The 18843-nt window shown below is 54.5% G+C and carries 20 protein-coding genes; 11 read left to right on the top strand and 9 right to left on the bottom strand.

The window, feature by feature from the left end:
* Nucleotides 1-187: 187 nt before the first annotated feature.
* From cbiR to crcB, 3 genes are read right to left on the bottom strand one after another with little or no spacing between them, the layout of a single operon-like run.
* Nucleotides 188-991: a cobamide remodeling phosphodiesterase CbiR gene (cbiR, locus tag WCS52_06315; GenBank protein MEI6166790.1), complete on the bottom strand. Its 804-nt coding sequence runs from the start codon at nucleotides 989-991 to the stop codon at nucleotides 188-190.
* The gene (locus WCS52_06310; protein ID MEI6166789.1) at nucleotides 988-1329 is read right to left on the bottom strand and encodes a DUF190 domain-containing protein; all 342 of its coding nucleotides are present in this window, start codon (nucleotides 1327-1329) and stop codon (nucleotides 988-990) included. The genes cbiR and WCS52_06310 overlap by 4 nt, the downstream gene beginning before the upstream one ends.
* Nucleotides 1330-1340: 11 nt before the next feature.
* Nucleotides 1341-1721 (bottom strand): fluoride efflux transporter CrcB, encoded by a 381-nt coding sequence (crcB, locus tag WCS52_06305; protein MEI6166788.1) that lies wholly within the window; start codon nucleotides 1719-1721, stop codon nucleotides 1341-1343.
* Between the two features lie 291 nt (nucleotides 1722-2012).
* Between crcB and WCS52_06300 the strand changes: the two genes are divergently transcribed.
* The gene (locus tag WCS52_06300; GenBank protein MEI6166787.1) at nucleotides 2013-2429 is read left to right on the top strand and encodes a GxxExxY protein; all 417 of its coding nucleotides are present in this window, start codon (nucleotides 2013-2015) and stop codon (nucleotides 2427-2429) included.
* A 173-nt stretch (nucleotides 2430-2602) separates the two neighbouring features.
* Here the strand turns inward: WCS52_06300 and WCS52_06295 are convergent, their stop codons facing one another.
* Together WCS52_06295 and WCS52_06290 are read right to left on the bottom strand one after the other, a co-directional pair.
* Nucleotides 2603-3565: a L,D-transpeptidase family protein gene (locus WCS52_06295; GenBank protein ID MEI6166786.1), complete on the bottom strand. Its 963-nt coding sequence runs from the start codon at nucleotides 3563-3565 to the stop codon at nucleotides 2603-2605.
* A 338-nt stretch (nucleotides 3566-3903) separates the two neighbouring features.
* On the bottom strand, nucleotides 3904-5271 hold the full coding sequence (locus WCS52_06290; protein MEI6166785.1) for a UDP-glucose 6-dehydrogenase: 1368 nt from the start codon (nucleotides 5269-5271) through the stop codon (nucleotides 3904-3906).
* A gap of 558 nt (nucleotides 5272-5829) precedes the next feature.
* Here WCS52_06290 and WCS52_06285 point away from each other — a divergent pair.
* A complete protein-coding gene (locus WCS52_06285; GenBank protein ID MEI6166784.1) occupies nucleotides 5830-6771 on the top strand; it encodes a DUF975 family protein in 942 nt (313 codons plus the stop codon).
* 197 nt (nucleotides 6772-6968) lie between these two features.
* Here the strand turns inward: WCS52_06285 and WCS52_06280 are convergent, their stop codons facing one another.
* The gene (locus tag WCS52_06280) at nucleotides 6969-8720 is read right to left on the bottom strand and encodes an extracellular solute-binding protein (GenBank protein MEI6166783.1); all 1752 of its coding nucleotides are present in this window, start codon (nucleotides 8718-8720) and stop codon (nucleotides 6969-6971) included.
* Between the two features lie 360 nt (nucleotides 8721-9080).
* On the opposite strand from WCS52_06280, the gene WCS52_06275 reads away from it, so the two are divergent.
* The 6 genes from WCS52_06275 (at nucleotide 9081) to WCS52_06250 (ending at nucleotide 14237) form a co-directional block, all read left to right on the top strand.
* The gene (locus WCS52_06275; GenBank protein ID MEI6166782.1) at nucleotides 9081-9938 is read left to right on the top strand and encodes a nucleotidyl transferase AbiEii/AbiGii toxin family protein; all 858 of its coding nucleotides are present in this window, start codon (nucleotides 9081-9083) and stop codon (nucleotides 9936-9938) included.
* The gene (locus tag WCS52_06270; GenBank protein MEI6166781.1) at nucleotides 9935-10546 is read left to right on the top strand and encodes a hypothetical protein; all 612 of its coding nucleotides are present in this window, start codon (nucleotides 9935-9937) and stop codon (nucleotides 10544-10546) included. Before WCS52_06275 ends, WCS52_06270 begins: the two co-directional genes overlap by 4 nt.
* A 934-nt stretch (nucleotides 10547-11480) precedes the next feature.
* Entirely contained in the window at nucleotides 11481-12041 is a 561-nt protein-coding gene (locus WCS52_06265) for a hypothetical protein (protein MEI6166780.1), read from the top strand.
* A 129-nt stretch (nucleotides 12042-12170) separates the two neighbouring features.
* Nucleotides 12171-12578 (top strand): four helix bundle protein, encoded by a 408-nt coding sequence (locus tag WCS52_06260; GenBank protein ID MEI6166779.1) that lies wholly within the window; start codon nucleotides 12171-12173, stop codon nucleotides 12576-12578.
* A gap of 242 nt (nucleotides 12579-12820) precedes the next feature.
* Complete coding sequence (locus WCS52_06255; GenBank protein MEI6166778.1) at nucleotides 12821-13558, top strand: hypothetical protein; 738 nt, start codon at nucleotides 12821-12823, stop codon at nucleotides 13556-13558.
* An 85-nt stretch (nucleotides 13559-13643) separates the two neighbouring features.
* On the top strand, nucleotides 13644-14237 hold the full coding sequence (locus tag WCS52_06250) for a PEP-CTERM sorting domain-containing protein (GenBank protein MEI6166777.1): 594 nt from the start codon (nucleotides 13644-13646) through the stop codon (nucleotides 14235-14237).
* Nucleotides 14238-14798: 561 nt separating this feature from the next.
* Here the strand turns inward: WCS52_06250 and WCS52_06245 are convergent.
* Nucleotides 14799-15164: a helix-turn-helix transcriptional regulator gene (locus WCS52_06245; GenBank protein ID MEI6166776.1), complete on the bottom strand. Its 366-nt coding sequence runs from the start codon at nucleotides 15162-15164 to the stop codon at nucleotides 14799-14801.
* 137 nt (nucleotides 15165-15301) lie between these two features.
* On the opposite strand from WCS52_06245, the gene WCS52_06240 reads away from it, so the two are divergent.
* Nucleotides 15302-15505 (top strand): hypothetical protein, encoded by a 204-nt coding sequence (locus WCS52_06240; protein ID MEI6166775.1) that lies wholly within the window; start codon nucleotides 15302-15304, stop codon nucleotides 15503-15505.
* 130 nt (nucleotides 15506-15635) lie between these two features.
* On the top strand, nucleotides 15636-15980 hold the full coding sequence (locus WCS52_06235) for a hypothetical protein (GenBank protein ID MEI6166774.1): 345 nt from the start codon (nucleotides 15636-15638) through the stop codon (nucleotides 15978-15980).
* A 364-nt stretch (nucleotides 15981-16344) separates the two neighbouring features.
* Here the strand turns inward: WCS52_06235 and WCS52_06230 are convergent, their stop codons facing one another.
* Complete coding sequence (locus tag WCS52_06230; protein MEI6166773.1) at nucleotides 16345-16602, bottom strand: type II toxin-antitoxin system RelE/ParE family toxin; 258 nt, start codon at nucleotides 16600-16602, stop codon at nucleotides 16345-16347.
* Complete coding sequence (locus WCS52_06225) at nucleotides 16599-16880, bottom strand: hypothetical protein (protein ID MEI6166772.1); 282 nt, start codon at nucleotides 16878-16880, stop codon at nucleotides 16599-16601. The genes WCS52_06230 and WCS52_06225 overlap by 4 nt, the downstream gene beginning before the upstream one ends.
* 517 nt (nucleotides 16881-17397) lie before the next feature.
* On the opposite strand from WCS52_06225, the gene WCS52_06220 reads away from it, so the two are divergent.
* The gene (locus WCS52_06220; protein ID MEI6166771.1) at nucleotides 17398-18408 is read left to right on the top strand and encodes a transposase; all 1011 of its coding nucleotides are present in this window, start codon (nucleotides 17398-17400) and stop codon (nucleotides 18406-18408) included.
* Nucleotides 18409-18843 lie beyond the last annotated feature (435 nt).

Below are 18843 nucleotides of genomic sequence, written 5' to 3'. Positions count from 1 at the left end.
CTTGTTTTGTCGCTGCGGATGCGACGGAGCGCATCCCTCCATTGGGAAAACACATGATATTTTCATGATTTCAATCATTAATGGAGGGTTTCGCTCCGTCGAAACCAGTGCCGGAGGGTCAAATTAATAGCCCCTGCATGATTACCTGAAAAACAGATTACGATTAAGATTAAGATTGCGATTACGATTATGAGTTGCCCAGGCATTCTTGCAACCGGGTGAGGGAGGGGGCGGTATCCTCAAACCCAAAGGTCTCCAGGGTCAGGACCCCGGTGTATGACTTAAGGGACGTCAAAAATTCCTGCACCAGCGGCTTGGGGGTCATCTCCAGCGAGTAATGCCGGGAGGTGGTGTTCGAGCCATACAGGTGGACGATCCGGGTGCGGGGCAGCCACTGGGAGACGTGCTGGCGCCAGTCATAACCCATCTGGAGCAGATGCCCCAGGTCGAGGCAGATGCTGAAGGGGTGGTCAAGCAGCAGGGGCTCGCACCAGGCGAAGGGGTAACCCAGATTCTCTACACAGAGGCGGGTGGGGTCATCCACGATGCCTGCCAGGATCCGCAACAGCGGCGCCAGGTCATGGCGCCAGGTGTTGATCCGGGCTTGCGAGGCGGTGGCCTCGATCCCCTCCAGGTGCAGGATCCACCCGTAGGGCTTCAGCGGGCGGCAGAGTTCAATAATCCGCAGGGCGGTACTCAGGAACTGCTCCCGTTCCTCGCGGTTGGCACTGCCCAAGGCCTTATCAATCGGGAAATGGATGGTATAACTCAGCTGGTGCTGTTCAGCCAGTTGGCGCAACTCCTCCACCTCCGCCGGATCCGGAAAATTGGAGGACTCCTTCGACTCGAAGAAAACAATCTCAATGTCGTCCGCATAAGGCGCCAGTTGCCGGACATTCGTGATCAGGTCGGCGGGATAGACATAGGAGGTGAGCCCGAGCCGGAAACGGCGGGGCTTGGCAAGCAGGGGAAGGGGTGGAAATTCGCTCATTTTGAACGCCATTGAATCTGGACGGTCTCCAGCGTCACCAGTCCGCCGCAGCCAGCCTCGTCGAGCAGGCGATTCAGCAGCGGTAGAAAGGCGGTGATGCGCCCGGCCTGATCCACGATTTCGACCACCACCGGGAGATCCGCCGACAAATCCAGGATGCGGGTGGATCGGAGTTTTCCGGAGGTGCCATACGACATCAGGCCCCGCAATACCGTGGCGCCCGCCAGCCCTGCCTCCTGGGCCTTGAGCACAATCACCTCATGGAGCGACGAGTGGTGATGCCGGTCGCCTTCGCCAATAAACACACGTAGCAATTTCGCTTCATTCTCCGGTTGCATAACGACCCTCCTTACGGACTCAGGACTCTTTTCACCAGCATCATTCCCAGCAGAAAGGCCACGGTGGCGCCGAAAAAGGTGCCGTTCAGGTAGAGGATGGCATGCAGCCATTCGCCATCCCGCACCATCTGGATCAGTTCATAAATCAGCGAGGAAAGCGTGGTGAAGCCGCCGCAGAAGCCGGTGGCGAGAAAGAGCCGGGTCGCGGGCGACAGCAGCTCGGTGTCGGCGGCCAGCTGGCTGACCATGCCAATCACCAGGCAGCCTGCGAGGTTGGATGCCAGCGTCCCCCAGGGCAGGCTGGCGGCAGGATGACTCAGGCTCAGGGTAAAGCCATACCGACACAGACTTCCCACCAGTCCGCCCACCCCCACCCACACAAATGGCATCATCCCGTTCATTAAAAGGAGATTATTAGAGTCTTTGGAAAACAACAAGACCGTTAAATTCGCGCTTTACGGTACGGGCGCACGACAAAACTCTTGCCGCGGGAGTCTCCGTGTCCTAACCCGGCATAACCGGAACCGAAATCAAGAGTTTGAACAGAAGATCGCAAAGATCGCAAAGTTAGCTGCGGCGACCTGCCCGCAATGCTTCGCATAGCGATGCAGGCGGGAGACGCCGCAGCTAAACTAAATAATATTTAGCTTGCGTATAGCGATAAAATAAGGTTAATCGCTTGCATGCACAAAGATTATACCAGGGCAAACACATGGAGCGAGGCAGTAATTGGTGCCGCCATTGAAGTTCACCGGCAAAAGGGACCGGGACTCCTTGAGGATATATATGAAAAATGTCTGATATGCGAATTCGAAGACCGTAAAATTCAGGTCGCCAATCAAGTCTTGGTTCCCCTTGAATACAAAGGCAAACTACTTGATCATTCTTTACGACTCGACATGATTGTTGATGATTGTCTGATTATTGAAATCAAGGCGGTCGAACGGCTCCTCCCCATTCATAAGGCACAACTCCTTTCTTACATGAAATTAATGAACGCTCCTTTGGGGCTTTTAATCAACTTCCATTCTGTAGTTCTTAAAGGTGGAATTTGCCGATTAATTTTACATGGTGCCGATTCTGAAGATGTTGATTTCTAGCTCCACCCAAGGCTGCGGCGTCTTCGCCGCAGACACCTTTGCGTTCTTCGCGACTTGAGCGAAGCGGGTGTGAAAACCTCTTTGCATTTTCTTGCTGCAAGGGTAGGTGCCTGAATATATAGGGCGCCATGATAATATGGATTTTCGGGCATTATCAGGAATTTGTCACGCCCTTACGGTTCTTCTTTGGTGAGTTTAACCGTCACCGGGGTGCCTTCCTTGACCATGGTGGCAAGGGTGGTGATGTCCCAGTTCGTCAGGCGGAAACACCCGTGCGACTCGCGGCGCCCGATGGTTTCCGGATGCGGCGTGCCATGCATTCCGAACCCGGCAGCACTCAGGGTCAACCAGTAGACGCCCACCGGATTATTGGGGCCCGGTGGAATAATGAGCTTCCGTCCGATCTCCCGCGCCCGCGGGGATTCCGGGAAATTGGCGGGATCAAAGGTGTAGTTCGGGTGGGGGGCAAAGCTGACCAGGGTCAGGTCGCCCACCGGTACCTTGTGCAGCTGTTTGGCAATCGAGCAGGGGAACGAGGCGATGATGACGTGGTTGGTGTCAAAGGCGCGGACCCGGAACTGATCGCAGTCCACCTCCAGCCGGGCGGCCGGGACCGACCAGTCGGGCGGCCGGCTATTGGGAAGGGTCAGGAGGGTTCCCGCCGCCACCTCGGTCCAATTGGTAATGCCAGGATTCAGATGTTTCAGGTAAACGGGCGAGACGTGGAATTGCTCCGAGAGCACTTCCTCAAGACTCTCGCAGGCCATCGCGGGCAGGGCGGACGCTTCAAGGTAATCGGTCGGGGCCGCGCCCACCCGGGCCAGTTCCTCCTCGGACAGGGGGTGGGTGAGGGTGGCCGGTTCGAGCGTGGTCAGCAGGGCCTTGCGCGCCTGGCTGATGGTCAGGTTGTAACTGCTGGCATAATCCTTGAGGGCCTGCACCGTTTTCGAGCCTTCGCGGCCATCGATCAGGCCGACCCCGAACCCGTTCCGGTCCAGGGCCGCCTGCAGCGTCGCCATCTGCAACAACGAGGCCGGCTCGACCTTGGGACGGCCCGGCTGGCCCACCCGGCTCACCACCCCCGTAGACACCTTGACAGGCATCGCGACCGGCGTCGCCAGGGCGTACCCGCTCACTAATATCAGGAAAGAGGACTTCACCACTAATTTAAGAAACGGAGGAAATCTAGAGAAGAGTTTGAGTCCTGTATGCGGGCTCGCGAAGGAGAAAATGTTTCGCGATTTTCGCCAGTGCGGAATACGCACTGCCAAAAATCGCGAAACGCCCTCTCGGGGAATTAGGGATAATGAAGAGACGGTGCCCCGATCAGATACTTCGCTCATGTTCTTGGATTCCCGGAAGAACCGTTGCGGGATTTTTATGCGGTGTACTCGCCGCATACAAATCCCGCAACATTCTCTTTTCTTTTCTGGATTTCTTCCGTTTCTTAAATCAGTGGTGAAGTCCCTTTTTTTCAGAGATGACTCAACGGTACCTTCCCGATGGGGTACACGTTGAAGCCGATTTCAAAGAGTTCCTGGTGATTCAGGCAATTGCGGCCATCGAAGATAAAGGCCGGCTTCACCATGCTGGCGTAGATCTTGTGGTAATCCAGCGTCTTGTACTCGGCCCAGTCGGTGGTGATCGCCAGCGCATGCGCGCCCTCGGCGGCCTTGTAGGGATCCGGCTCATAGCTGATCTGGGGGCCCAGGTCCGCCAGATCCTTTTTGGCATTGCCCAGCGCCTCGGGATCCGTAACCACCACCGCCGCCCGCTCATCCACCAGGAAGCGGGAGACGCGGATCGCCGGACTCTCGCGGGTGTCACCGGTATCGGCCTTGAAGGCGAATCCCAGGATCGCGATCCGCTTGCCTGCCACGGTGTTGAACATCGTGGCAATCATGTTCCGCACAAACCGGTCTTCCTGATATTCATTCATGGTCACCACCTGCTCCCAGTAGGCGGCCACTTCGCTGAGACCGTAATGCTGGCAGAGGTAGACCAGGTTCAGGATATCCTTCTTGAAGCACGAGCCGCCAAAGCCGACGCTCGCATTCAGGAAGCGCGACCCGATCCGGGCATCCATGCCGATGGCCCGGGCCACCTCGGTCACATCCGCCTCCGTCCGCTCGCACAAGGCCGAGAGACTGTTGATGGAGCTGATGCGCTGGGCCAGGAAGGCATTGGCCGCCAGTTTCGATAATTCGCTGGACCAGACGCTGGTGGTCAGGATCCGGTCACGGGGCACCCAGTGGGCATAGACATCCGCCAGGGCCGCCTGGGCCTTGCGACCGGACTCCGTGGCGTGCCCGCCGATGAGCACGCGGTCGGGGTTTTCAAGATCCTTGACCGCGGTTCCTTCCGCCAGGAATTCGGGGTTCGAGAGCACCTCGAAATGCACGGTCTTGTTGCCCGAGTGCAGGATGCGCTCCATGGCTTCAGCCGTCCGCACCGGCAGGGTGCTCTTTTCAACCACGATTTTGTTGGAGGTGGAGTTGGCCTTGATCTCCCGCGCGGTTTTCTCCCAGTACTGGAGATCGGCGGCCCGGCCTGCCCCCTGGCCGAAAGTCTTGGTGGGGGTATTGACGCTCACGAAGATGATGTCGGCGTCACGGATCCCCTGCGCCACATCGGTCGAGAAGATCAGGTTTTTGTTGAGCGATTTCTGGACCAGTTCCTGGAGACCGGGTTCATAGATGGGGAGGCGGTCCGATTGCCAGGCCTTGATGCGGGCGGCGTCGATATCCACCACAATGACCTTGTAGTCCGGACACTTCCTGGCAATCATCGCCATCGTCGGTCCGCCCACATACCCCGCCCCAATACACAGAATTGTTTTCATAGTAATTACTCCCTAGTCGCTAAAACCCCGAATGTTATCAAAAGCAGGGTATCAGGCAACCTTTATGGCAATACCGGGATTGCAGGCGATTCTTTGACAGAATTTACAGAATGAAACAAAATGAATTCGGTCTGGTCGGCGTGCTGTAGGCTCCCTTTCTCCCATGAATACGTTTCACGAATTTCTCATAGGGCAGGGGCTGCATCATAGCCCGTATGATCTCCCCGACAGAGACCATGCCCTATGATAAATTCGTGAAACATTTTCGTAATGGCAGAGAAATCTGAAGTTGATTTCCTCCTCCCCATTCTGGCCATTTTGTTTATTCTGTCCAAAATCTTTCCGGCTTTCGTGCAGGTTACATCTTCAGTTACTTAGGAGTCGCGAAGTCACGAAAGGAATTATTTTGGTTTATCTTTTACCGTTTTTTAGCGTCTTCGTGCCTTCGCGTGAGGTCCTCTTTTCTTCGGGTTATTCGAGCTAGGTATCAATCCGAACAACTTGATTATTCCCCCGGGAATGGCTATTCCTATTCCCCTCAATCAGGAGCACATCATTATGCAATGGTTTTATGCCGAAAACGGGAAGCAACAGGGGCCGGTCGAATTTGAGCAATTGGTCGAGCTGGCGCGTAATGGCCGCTTGAAGCCCGGCGATCTCGTGTGGAATGCCTCCATGGGCAACCAATGGACCAAGGCGGGCTTCGTGCCAGACCTGTTCGAGGCACAGCCCCCGGGCCTGCCCGGAGACGTCGAGGCCATCCCTGAATGGTCCGATACCGCCACCTTTAAAAGCGCCACCCCCAATCGCGAACTGAACGCCCGGGCCCGGACGGCCTTGGATGGCAACTGGGGCAAGGCCATCGGCGGCCTGCTCGTGTACGCGCTGATCCTCGTCGTGCTGGCCTTTATCCCGGTGCTGGGCAGTGTGATCAGTTTTATGATCAGCGGGCCCCTGATGGTGGGTGTGACGTTGTTCTACCTGAACCTCGCCCGTCAGAAGCCGGCGGCGATCAGTCAACTGTTTGACGGCTTTAAGCTGTTCGGTAACGCGTTCGTTGCCTATCTCTTGATCATGCTGCTCATCCTGGCCTGGTCCCTCCCTGCCGTGGTGGTGGGCATCGCGGTGGGTATCGGGTTGGTCATGGCCGGCGTGAAGGGCGCGGTGGCGGGCGATCTTGCCGCCCTGGGGTGGGTGGTCGTGCTGGTTCCGCTTGTTTTTTTGGCGCTGATTCCGGCGATCATCGCCCAGTTCCGTTATTCGCAGACCTATTACCTGCTCAATGATGTCCCGGGCATTGGCCCGCTCGTCGCGATCCAGCGCAGCACCCAGATGATGGTCGGCAACAAGTGGAAGCTGTTCTGCCTGCAGTGCCGTTTCATCGGCTGGGCCCTGCTCTGCATTCCCACCCTTGGCATCGGCTTCCTCTGGCTCCTTCCCTACATGACCGTCAGCATGGCCGCCTTCTACGACGACGTGAAAGAAGGACTTCACCACTGATTTAAGAAATGGAAGAAATAAATGTTACGCGATTTTCGCCAGTGCGGAATACGCACTGCCAAAAATCGCGTAACGCCTCTTCAGGGCTCGAATTTTCCGAAGAACCGTTGCGGGATTTTTATGCGGAGTACCCGCCGCATACAAATCCCGCAACATTCAAATTTCTTCCATTTCTTAAATCAGTGGTGAAGTCCTTTTTACTCTTTGAAGGTCACCTCGGCCGCCCTCGGCGGCAGCGGAAGTTGGCTCTTCATGGCTTCCTTGAGATCGGCGGCGGCATCGGCATCGTACCACCAGAGCCAGTAGGCACTGCTTTCGCTGCTGTATTTGTCCAGCACCGTGGCCGGGGTGCCGAACTTGTTCCAATACACCAGCCGCTTGTAATTGATCCCCCACAGCAGGACATAGGGACACTCCTCATACAGGATCCCGTCAATCTGGCGGCACAGCTCATGGCGGGCCGCCACATCAAACATCGACTTCTGCTTCTCGATCAGTTCATCCACCGTCGCGTTTTTGAACCCCGTGATGTTCGCGCTCATCTTGCGGTCGGCCTCCTTCGACGCCCAGAGCCCCTCGGGATCCTTGTACAGGCTTGACGAAAAGCCGCCCCAGGTCATATCGAAATTGAATTCATCCATGTCCCGGGTCCAGGCGGAGGAATCCTTGGAGTCGGTCTGCATCAAAATCCCCACATCGCGCAGATCCTCGGCATAGATCGCCAGGAACTTGTCGGCCACCGATTCCCGCTCAAGGAAGCGGAATTCGAAATGCTGGCCGTCCTTCTCCAACAGGCCGGTCTTGGGATTGGCTTTCCAGCCCGCCTCGGCCAGCAACCGGCGCGCCCGCTCCTTGTCAAAGGTGAACGGGCCGTTAGGGCAGGGATGGGCGGCGTCATAAAGATCCGTATAATAGGACCGCGACAGGGCGTACTGATTATACATCAGGGCGCTGTTCATCCGCTCGCGGTTCAGCAGCAGGGCCATGGCCTGCCGCACCCGCTTGTCGTTGAAGGGCGGACGCCGCAGATTCATGGCAAAGCCCTGGAAGCCGGTAGGCTCATAATTGAACACCTTCTGGCGCACGATCCAGTTCCGGGCAAACTTCTCTGTGCTGGTCTCGTTCATCCAGAGCCGGGCGGAATAGACGGCAAAGAGGTCGATCTCACCCTTCATGAAAGCCTCAAACCCGGTCTCGGTCGAGGCGAAGAACTTGAACTTGATGGACTGGAAGTTGCAGAGCCCGCGCTGGCTGGGGGCCTGGCGATTCCACCAGTCCGCGCGCCGCTCCAAGGTGGCTGAAATGCCCTCCTTGACCTCGCCCAGCCGGTAGGGGCCGGAGACCACCGGGAACTCGAAATTGATCTTATTGAAGTCCAGCTTCTCGAAGGCATGCTTCGGCAGGATGGCAAAGCCGCCGGCGGTCAGGAGGTTGCGCCAATGGACCTCCTTGACCGCGAACCGGACGCAATGGTCGTCGACGACGGTGACGGACTCAAAGCTTTCGAAGCCGACCTTGTGGGCGCCGGTGAGGTTCGCCGGATTTCGGATGGCATCGAAGGTCCATTTGACATCCTGGGCGGTGATGGGCTGGCCATCGCTCCAGCGGGCCTTGGGATTGAGCCAGAAGGTGAAGGTGCGCTTGTCGTCCGAGATCGCCCAGCGCTCGGCCAGCCCCGGTTCCTGGCTCGGTGTCAGCGGGTTCATGGTCAGCAGCGATTCATAGAGGGAGGAAAAGAGGTCGGAGGTAAAGGTGTTGTTGTCGAGATAGAGGTTGAAGCTTTTCGGGTATTGAAAGCCGAAAACGGAGATACTGCCGCCCGGCACGGCGTCAGGCGAGGCGATGGGATTGGGCTTTTCCTGCCAGTCCGGCTTGGGAAACAGTTCCTCGGCATGGAGGGAGGTGGTGGCAAGGGCGGTTAGAATCAAACTGATAAAACGTGAGCGCATAGGGTTTTTCTCCTGGAGAACTCTCTTTTCTCGAAAATATCAGAAGAAAACGAAGACTTCACCACTAATTGAAGAAATGGGGGAAATCAAGAGAAGAGGGGGTTTCACGCGAAGCCGCGAAGCCGCGAATAGAAATAAATGTTTTGCGATTTTTATGTCTGGCGCACGCCAGCCATTAAAAATCGCAAAACGGTTTTCTGTGAATCCCCGGAATGCGCGAAGTTATGGAATGCGCGAAGCACAGGTGGCGTTCGACGTCCCGGCGAACGATTTGGCTCGTTAAGCGAACTTTACAGGCCTTCAGCCGCCGAGGACGTCGGCTGCCACCTGAAAGCCCCATGGTCCCTGTGAATCCATAGAATGCGCGAAGCACAGGTGGCGTTCGGCGCCTACCAGACTTATGCCAATACAATACGTATTATTGACATAGGCGTCTACTTCGCGCATTATGTATTCATGACAAGCCTGACAGATTCCATTGCCTGTGTGGAACAGTTTCACCTGTTGTTTCTTGATCAACTAGGCCGGAAGCTCGATAAGCGCCATTATGCCCTTAAAGGGGGCTGTAATCTCCGGTTTTTCCTCAAAAGCATTCGCTATTCCGAAGATATTGACCTCGATGTCCAGTTGATTCCCGTGAACGTGCTGCAGGATCGTGTGAATCAGATCCTTACGGGGGTGTCGTTGGCGAGGATATTGCAGGCTCGGGGGATGGCGATCACGCATTGTTCCGCCCCCAAGCAAACAGAGACGACCCAGCGCTGGAAATTAGCCCTTTCCGTGCAAGGCTCAGAATTACCCCTGCATACAAAAATCGAGTTCTCTCGACGAGGGATTACAGACCCCGTCGTTTTTGGGCCTATTGACAGTCTCCTTATCCGGGATTATCAGCTGACGCCTATTCTCGCCAATCATTATCCTTCCGAATCCGCCTTCCTTCAAAAAGTGAATGCCTTGATTCATCGCTCCCAAACTCAGGCCCGGGATGTGTTCGATCTCGATCATTTGATCCGGTCAGGCGGTTCGTCTCAGGGGCTGGTTCTGCCACCCCATTGGCGCGACGCGCAGCAAAATGCATTGGGGCTCTCCTATTCCGTTTTCAAAAGCCAGGTGGTTTCGTACTTGGCGCCGGATTACCAGGCACAATATGACCGTCCCGAAATATGGGATGCGATGGTCCTTCGTGTGGTGGAGGCCCTGAATGGAGCGACGTCGTGAGACTCGTTGATGCGTTAGGCGTGCTTCAGGGGCTCGATCAGGCCGTAGTCGAGACTGGCGACGCGGCGGTGATGCTGGGGCTCAGTAAGGCGCATGCAAGCAAAATGCTCGAACGGCTTGCGAGGGCCGGGCAACTTTTAGCACTGAGGCGTGGGGTGTGGGCATTCCCGGGGCGACTGGAACTGATGGCGGCTCCCGGGCGACTTACTGCCCCGCAACCGTCTTACGTATCCCTTCAAAGCGCGCTCTATCACCATGGTATGATTTCACAGATTCCCGCCTCAATGTATGCGGTCTCCCTGGCGCGCACCCGCCGTTACACTACCCCGCTCGGGGCCGTCTCAATTCATCACGTGTCGCCGGATTTCTTTTTCGGGTTTGAAACCCTGGGGGAAAAGGGGATTCGGATGGCACAACCAGAAAAGGCCTTGCTGGATGTGTTCTATCTGGCCCCCACTCGCACCCGTCTGTTTTGCCATCTTCCGGAGGTGGAGCGGCCTGACGGATTTGATGTGCTCCGGGCACAGCAGATGATCGCTCGCATTCCTTTTCTTGCGCGCAGAAACATGGTAGCTGAACGATTCAGGTTGTGGCTGGAAACGACTTAAACCTGCATCTAAAGACTGCGCGCAGCTCAGGTGGCGATCTCCATCCTCTTTAATGGAGGGTTTTGCTTGCTACTCTGCGAAGTCAGCGAAAACTTCCTTCGCTACGAAGCACGAGCTGTCAAAACCTCTTCTGTAGTAACCGGCGTCCCGCCGGTATGCCTCGAATCAGCCACCTGAAAGCCCAATAGCTCCCGTGAATCCATAGAATGCGCGAAGCACAGGTGGCGTTCGGCGTCCCGGCGAACGATATTGGCTCGTTAAGGGAACTTTACAGGCCTTCAGCCGCCGAGGACGTCGGCTGCCACCTGAAAGCCCCATGGTCCCCGTGAATCCATAGAATGCGCGAAGCACAGGTGGCGTTCGACGTCCCGGCGAACGATGCCGATTGCATAGCCGCCAGCATGGCCGCCCAGGGCCTATATTTTGGCCTATTTTGAAGCTGCGGATGCGACGGAGCGCATCCCTCCATTGTGAAAACACATGATATTTTCATGATTTCAATCCGCAGGATCCCCGCAGGAACCTCCCCCACTTCTCTCTTGCCCTCCAGCCCCATCCCCTACCATAATGCCCGCCAGATATGAGCCATCATCTCCATCATTCACTCTGGAAGCGGCCGACTTTCGTCCGTCTTCCGTCCTCTGTCTTCCGTCTTCTGTCATCTGCCCACTGCTCACTGCCCACTGCCCACTGCCTACTGTCTACTGCCCTCTGCCTACTCTCCCTCCCCTCCCTTGCCATCACCGAGCCCGCGCGGCTCCCACAAGGCCGCCCCGCCTCCTCGCTGCCCGCTGCCAACCGCCCACTGCCTACTGACTCCCCCTCCTCGCTGCCTGCTGCCAACCGCCCACTGCCCACTGATTCCACACTGCCTACTGACTCCCCCTCCCCACTGCCCACTGATTTCGCCCGCTACGCGGTCATCGTCACCCGCATGCCCTTTGGCGACGAGACCGCAGCCGCCGCCCTGGCCGCGGCCACCGCCACCGCGAATCAGCCGGCGGTCGACAGTTTCGTCAAGCCCCTCAAGATGTGCGCTATCACCCGCAACCGCTTCAATGGAAAAGTGCAAGTCGGCATTGTCAACACCCTCACCAAGAAAAACTATTTCCTCTACGAGGGCGATACAGAAGATGGAATGGAGCTGGTGAAGGCCGACTACGAAGGCGAAAAAGCGCTGGTGCGCAAAGGCGCCGAAGAGGTCTGGATGGATATGACCGCGATCGTGGCTTCTGCGACGCCGGTGGTGAGCCCTGCGCCCGGCGGCGGGTTCGCCCGGCGTACGATGGCGCCTCCGCCTGCGCTAGCAGCACCTGGGCCGGCGCAGCCTGATAAGCCTCGTTTGACGGGCGAGGCGCTCAAGGAACATTTAAAAAACTATCAGATGGACTTGATTCGTGCCGGTGGCAAAAAAGGCCCGCCGTTACCAATGGCATTGACGCCGGAGATGGATGCGAAGTTAGTCGAAGAGGGTGTTCTGCCTAGCGTGGAGTAGCTTTTTCTTCAATGTGGGGGATCCCCCTCCTCAATCCTAATCCTAATCGTAATCCTAATCGTAATCATAATCGATTTTCCGCCGCGATTTTCTTGTCATGAACTGCTGACGACGCTAACGTCTTCCGCCATGAAAACAAACTTTGATCACGAGCGGCTGGACGTTTACCGAGAGGCGATTGCATTTGTAGCCTGGGCTGATGAACTTCTGGAACGTATTCCCAGAAACCTTGCGGCACATAACCAGTTAGACAGAGCATCGACGTCCATCCCCCTGAATATTGCGGAAGGTAACGGCAAGTACACGGCAGCGGATCGGTGTCGTTTTTTTGATATTGCGCGTGGGTCTGCATTGGAGTGTGCCGCTTGCCTGGACGTGCTCGTCACTAGAAAACAGCTCGTGGATGTCGACGATGGCAAGTCGATTTTGGTAAGAATTGTATCCATGCTCGTGGGGCTCATTCGCAGTACTTCGCCCAGCCGCGTCTATGAGACTCAAGCGACCTACAGCACAGGAAACACGGAATCAGTCGATTAAGATTACGATTATGATTACGATTACGATAAAGAGGAATCCTCATAGAAGTGTTATGCGGCACTCCATTCCTTCCTCTCGTAAATAATTCGAGTTGTTTGAAGCGGGCTAAAGGATTAATATACTGACTGGATTGAGTGAGATAAAAAAACAAAAAGAGTGAAAAAAGTAGTTGATGCTTCGAAGAGGGCATCGTATAGTATGTGCAAGAAGGAACAGCGATAAATTTAACGGGGAGAATTACCATGAAAAAGCTAAGCGCAATTCTAGTGGGTATGAGTTTGGTAGCGGGGGCTGTAATGGCCGCGGAACCAGTGACGAGTGTTAATGTGGTGGGGTATCAAAAGTATTCGGCTGCTACTGGTTCATTGTCGTTGGTTCGTTGTGATTTTCTTCCGGTTGGAAGTGGGGTTATGAACGTAAGCAACGTGCTTGGCAATACATTGCCTGTAGGTACCCAATTGTACTTCTGGAATGGCTCGGGATATCAGATTGATACGTATTCTTCGGCAGATTCTGGTCCTCCGTTTTTTACTTTGTCAACGAATTGGTCAGTTGGTACGAATGAACTAAAGCCTGGTTCTGCTTTTTGGGTCAGATTGCCCGCGAGTGCTCCGCAATCGGCGTATGATTTTGTGATAGCAGGTGAAGTGCCTGGTAATGCGCGACAGCCGTCGAATTCAGTTCCGGTAGCACCTGGATTAAATATGATCGGGTATTCCTATCCTGTTGATACGGTCTGGACTAATACCTCCCTTTCAAAGCAGGCCGTTGTTGGTGATCGGCTGTATGTTTGGAATGGTTCTGGGTATGGCGTTCATAACTATCAAGTGTCTGATTCTGGTCCTCCATTCTTTACTCTGTCAACAAATTGGTCCGATCTGAATCTGGTATTGAAAACAGGAGAGGGCTTTTGGTATAGTCGCGAAGCAAGTGCTTCTGGCATTATCTGGAATGAATCTGCGCCATATTCTCTTCCGTAATATGATTGAACTCAGATAGCTTATATGATGAAAAAAATAACACTGTTTGGAATGTCGATAATATAATTGAACTCAGAGGGCTTATATGATGAAAAAAATAATACTGTTTGGTATGTCGATTTTTTTGTCCGGTATTGCAATGGCGAGTATTTCGATTAACCTAACGCTTACCGGAAACGTTGATAATGGGACTGTTACACCTTGGTCTACTTCAGATCGCTTGGTTCAATTGATATGGTCTAAGGATGCGCCTGTGTCGTCGGCAATTTTTGGGACAACAGATTATTTAGCTACGGGGGAGTACCTGTTGTGGAGTTCTACGGCATTAGCATACGGGAAGTCACTTACTGATATGGATGCTGCTGCGGTGTATTCTACCAGTGCTCAGTATTCAGGATCGCAAGATATTAATTCGGGTTATATTTTCGCTCGAGTATTTGGTTCATCAACAGTGGTTAGTTCAACAAAATACTTTGAGTCGGTGTATAGTGCTTCGGTGCCTGGGACGTTGACCTCGTACTCAGCTTTGGATCCATCATCAGTAATTAACTATAACATTTCATCAGTATCGCAGACTGCAGCTACGCAAACTATGACAGTCGTCCCCGAACCCTCCTCTGTGGCCTTGTTTGCCTTGGGCTTGGGTGTGCTGGCGTTACGGCGTAAGTTACGCAAATAATCCTGAAACTTATTTGCTTCGTGAAAGGCTCTTGGGGAAACCCAAGAGCCTTTTTAATTTGGCGCCCGGCAGGAAAACTCCAGGGACAGGCAAATAGTAAACTAACTAGAAAACGTTAGGTAAATAGCGGATCGTCAAGAAGGTATCGTGTAGCAAGAATTTCTTAAATCAGGTGTTCCTGCGCGCTTTGGCGTCTGAATTAAGTGTTGGGTATAGCCTGGACCCTCATTGCGTGAACTGGCGGGCATCAACAGCGGCTGAATATGAGAAGCTCGGTGGTAATTTCTCGCCACCTGCATTGCAAATGGTTCTCATCGGCGCTAGGGAGCGTGGCGTGAAAACCATTTTGCCTGTCCGCAGGTTGCCAGCGCCTCCTGTGGTGAAATAAAAGTGGTGCCGGGGGGGACAGTCCCTGACCATCCGCATGTGGGAGGGGCGCTATGCGCCGCGACAGGCTCACAGGGGTATCTGAGCCGGACAAGAATCGCCGCGCGTAGCGCGCCTCCCACAACAGTCGCCCAGACAGTTTGTCAGGGCCAGTCCCTGAAGCCTTCACGGGGATCACTCCTCCGTGATGAGCCGCTCCAAATCGGTATTCAGGGCTTGCGCAAATCGCCTTGCCATGGCGCGGGTCAATGCCCGTTTTCCACTCTCATATTCACTTACCATATTCTGGCGGATGCCAACCTTCCCGGCTAGTTCCGACTGGGTCATTTCTGCCTTGAGTCTGGCACCAGCCAGGAGATGGCCGGTCCGGTTCGGGTTCATTTCTCGCCAAAATTCGGTTTTATCAATGGGGAGGCTTGCGTCGTGATGGGGGGTTAAGATATTCACCTCAAATTTGCGTTGGATCCAATTCAGTAATTCAATCGGATTCTCGCCGCTAAGGGCCATTTCAATATGGGGCTTTTTCACGACTGCCAACATAATACACCTCGATTTCGATTGTGTTCTTTTCCCACGAAACTCCAGGGACAGGCTAATAGTAAGCTAGTTATTTACAAACTAACTAATACAGTATAGAAGTATGCGTAGTTGGGGCAATAATCCCAGGGAGAAAGACTATGCGTACAGCCAGGATAGTTGAGGAGGGGGCAGCCTATTATCATGTAATCTCGCGGGTGGTAGGGCGAGCCTTTGTTTTCCATGATGATACAGAGCGGGAGCGGTTCAGGAAGATTCTTCGGGCTGTAGAAGGGTATTCCGGCGTGCAGATATTGACCTTTGCCATTCTTTCCAACCACTATAAAACTCCAGGGACAGGCTAATAGATCGTAAGGCCGGCGTCCCTGCGGACTGATGCGACGTTGCCGGGTTCGAGTGGTCTCATTATCCTCCCAGACGTCGTTAGATGCGGTTTTCCAGGCCGTTGCCAAGGCACGCTCGGAAAATGATGCGATGGTGATTGCGGTCGTTTCGCTCAAGAAGACGGATAGCATGATTCTTGCCGACTCTGATCACGCCTTGGCGGTTTTGAATGCGGATGCTGTTAAGAAGGTATCGGGCAGCAAGAAATTCTTAAATCAGGTCTTCCTGCGCGCTCTGGCGGCTGAATTGGGAGATGGGTATAGCCTGGATCCTCATCGCGTGAACTGGCGGGCATCCTCGCCGGCCGAGTATGAGAAGCTCGGTGGTAATTTCTCTCCGCCTGCATTGCAGATGGTTCTCATCGGCGCCAGAGAGCGTGGCGTGAAAACCATTTTGCCTGTCCGCAGGTTGCCAGCGCCTTCCGTGGTGAAATAACGAGTCGCCAAGGACAGTCCCTGACCATCCGCATGTGGGAGGGGCGCTACGCGCCGCGACAGGCTCACAGGGGTATCTGAGCCGGACAAGAATCGCCGCGCGTAGCGCGCCTCCCACAAAAACTCCAGGGACGGGCTAATAACTCAATAGGGACACACAAATAGTTCCCATTTCCGTGAAATTTCGGTCTGATCTGGGTGCATGCATACGCCGGGGACGTCGAATGCCACCTTGGCTGATGCGCCGGTGGTCGGGTTCGTTCAGGACGGGTCGCCTGGGCCAGTCCCTAATCAGATTCTTCCCAACCATGAAAGGGTTGAATTCGAAAGCCAGGGGTGAAACCCCTGGAACCATGGGCGCGAAGTTATCGATACACTTCGCGGCGATGGCCGATTTTCAGGATCAAAACAATCACTTCCATGTCATGGATGTGGTATATGATTCTATAATTACCCACCCGAACTCTCCAGTATTCATGCTGGCCTTTGAGCTTTTTAACACCCGGCGGTCGCGGATTGTCGGCAAGGGCTTCAAGTTGATGCAGGATACGAAGCTTGAGTGAGCGGTCAAGACCTTGAAAGGATTTTTCCGCAGACCTCTCTAAAATAACGGTGTATTTCATGCCAATCCGGCATTGCGCTTTGCCTGGACCAATGTCACCGATTGGGTCGTATCTTTTAGGTGCTGCGCATAGATGGCTTCAGCGTCACGTATATCCTTGAGGTCTTCCATCGCTTCGAGAATATCAGGCGGCATCATGACTGCAATCGTTTTCCGGCCCCGTTTCAGCACGACGGATTCATGTCCTGAAGAGACTTTGTGGAGGGCTATTTCAAATTCCCGCCCTGGATGATTTAACGTAAGCGTTGTCATAAATTTCTCTAAATGATTATTCTTCAATATACAACTTTGCTTACGGTATGTCAATGTCCTATATTTAGCTAATGCACAGAAGACGACAGGGACAGTCCCAGACCATCCGCATGTGGGAGGGGCGCTACGCGCCGCGACAGGCTCACAGGGGTGTCTGAGCCGGACAAGAATCGCCGCGCGTAGCGCGCCTCCCACAAAAAACTCAAGGGATCAGGCTAATAACTCAATAGGGACACACAAATAGTTCCCATTTCCTTGAAATTTCGGCCCGATCTGGGCTTATGCATTCGCCGAGGACGTCGAATGCCACCTTGGCGGATGATAGTGAGCGTTGAGCACTGGTGGCAGCCGGCGTTACTAATCTTCGAAGTAGCGGACCTTCGCTACGTAGTAGAGTCCCTGCCGGCTGATGCGAGTGAGCTATGGGGCGGCGCAAATTGTAGAAACTCCAGGGACAGGCTAATAGTAAGCTAGTTATTTACAAACTAACTAATACAGTATAGAAGTATGCGTAGTTGGGGCAATAATCCCAGGGAGAAAGACTATGCGTACAGCCAGGATAGTTGAGGAGGGGGCAGCCTATTATCATGTAATCTCGCGGGTGGTAGGGCGAGCCTTTGTTTTCCATGATGATACAGAGCGGGAGCGGTTCAGGAAGATTCTTCGGGCTGTAGAAGGGTATTCTGGCGTGCAGATATTGACCTTTGCCATTCTTTCCAACCACTATCATGCCTTGTTGTATGTTCCGGAACGGCAAACGGTTGAAGATGGCGAGTTTGGGAGGCGGCTGTCGTTCCTCTACGACAAGACGGTGGTGGAGAATCTCCTGACGCATATCGCTGGATTGCGGCAGGGTGGGCGTCAGGAGGAGGCGGAGCTGGTGAAAGCGCCCTACGTTCGACGGATGTATGACCTGGCGGAGTTTATGAAGGCCCTTAAGCAGCGGGTGAGTATTTCTTATAATCGGCGACATGCCCGCGTGGGGACGTTGTGGGAGGAGCGATATAAGAGCGTTTTAGTGGATGGCTCGCCTGGCGGGTTAAGTGCAGTGGCGGCATACATTGATTTGAATCCCGTAAGAGCAGGGTTGGTGGGTGATCCTAAGGATTATCGTTTTACTGGCTATGGGGAGGCGATGGGCGGTTCGAAGCTGGCGCAGGTGGGGCTTGGAGTGGCACTTGGCGAGCCTGGCGTCTGGAGTGAGGTAGCCGGGCGGTACCGTCAATTACTGTATGTAAAAGGGGAAACTCGAGGCGTGACAGCCGTTGGGAAGCCGATTCGACCCGGCTTTAGTATGGACGCGGTCGAACAGGTTGTGGCACTGAAGGGGAAATTGCCGATGAATGAGATGCTACGCTGTCGGGTTCGATACTTTACGGATGGTGTGATCTTTGGGAGTCATGCCTTTGTTGAGGATGCGTTTCGGCGGCACCGGCAGCATTTCAGCGCCAAGCGGGAAGCGGGTGCGCGGACGATGAAGGGTGGGGATTGGGGCGATTTATTTACCGCCCGGAAGTTGCGGGTGAATGTGATGGGCGATCCAGAACCTGCCTAAAGGATTTATTCTGAGGAATTGAGGGGATGAGCCGATGCCGGTGCAATGCCGGACTGTTCGGGTATTGTCCGCACTGCGGCAATATGGTCTGCTTTCACGGGATTTCGAGCTGATAAGTGGATCTGGCGAGGGTGGAGTGGCTTGATTCTCGATAAACGGGCATCAGGGATAACGCGAGTAAGAATTCAAACAACCAATACGAAGGCGCTGAGTGGTGAGGCTACTCTATTAGGCTGTCCCTGGATTCCCTGGATTCCCTTTGAGAATCTCTCGCTCTGACAAGGGGCCAGAATGGATTGATAGTGTCAATAAAAGCAGGCCGCTAGCGGGTTTGTGGCGAGTCCATGGCCTGACTTCGATGGGTTGCTTAAACTGTTAAGCTGGCCGCGGCACTCGGAAAGTGCACCAGTCGGCATTCGGAAAGTGCACCACCTT

It is taken from the genome of bacterium (genome assembly GCA_037128595.1).
GTDB lineage: Bacteria > Verrucomicrobiota > Kiritimatiellia > CAIKKV01 > CAITUY01 > JAABPW01.
The sequence above is the reverse complement of the archived record's forward strand: the minus strand, read 5'-3'. Positions and strand labels throughout refer to the sequence as shown.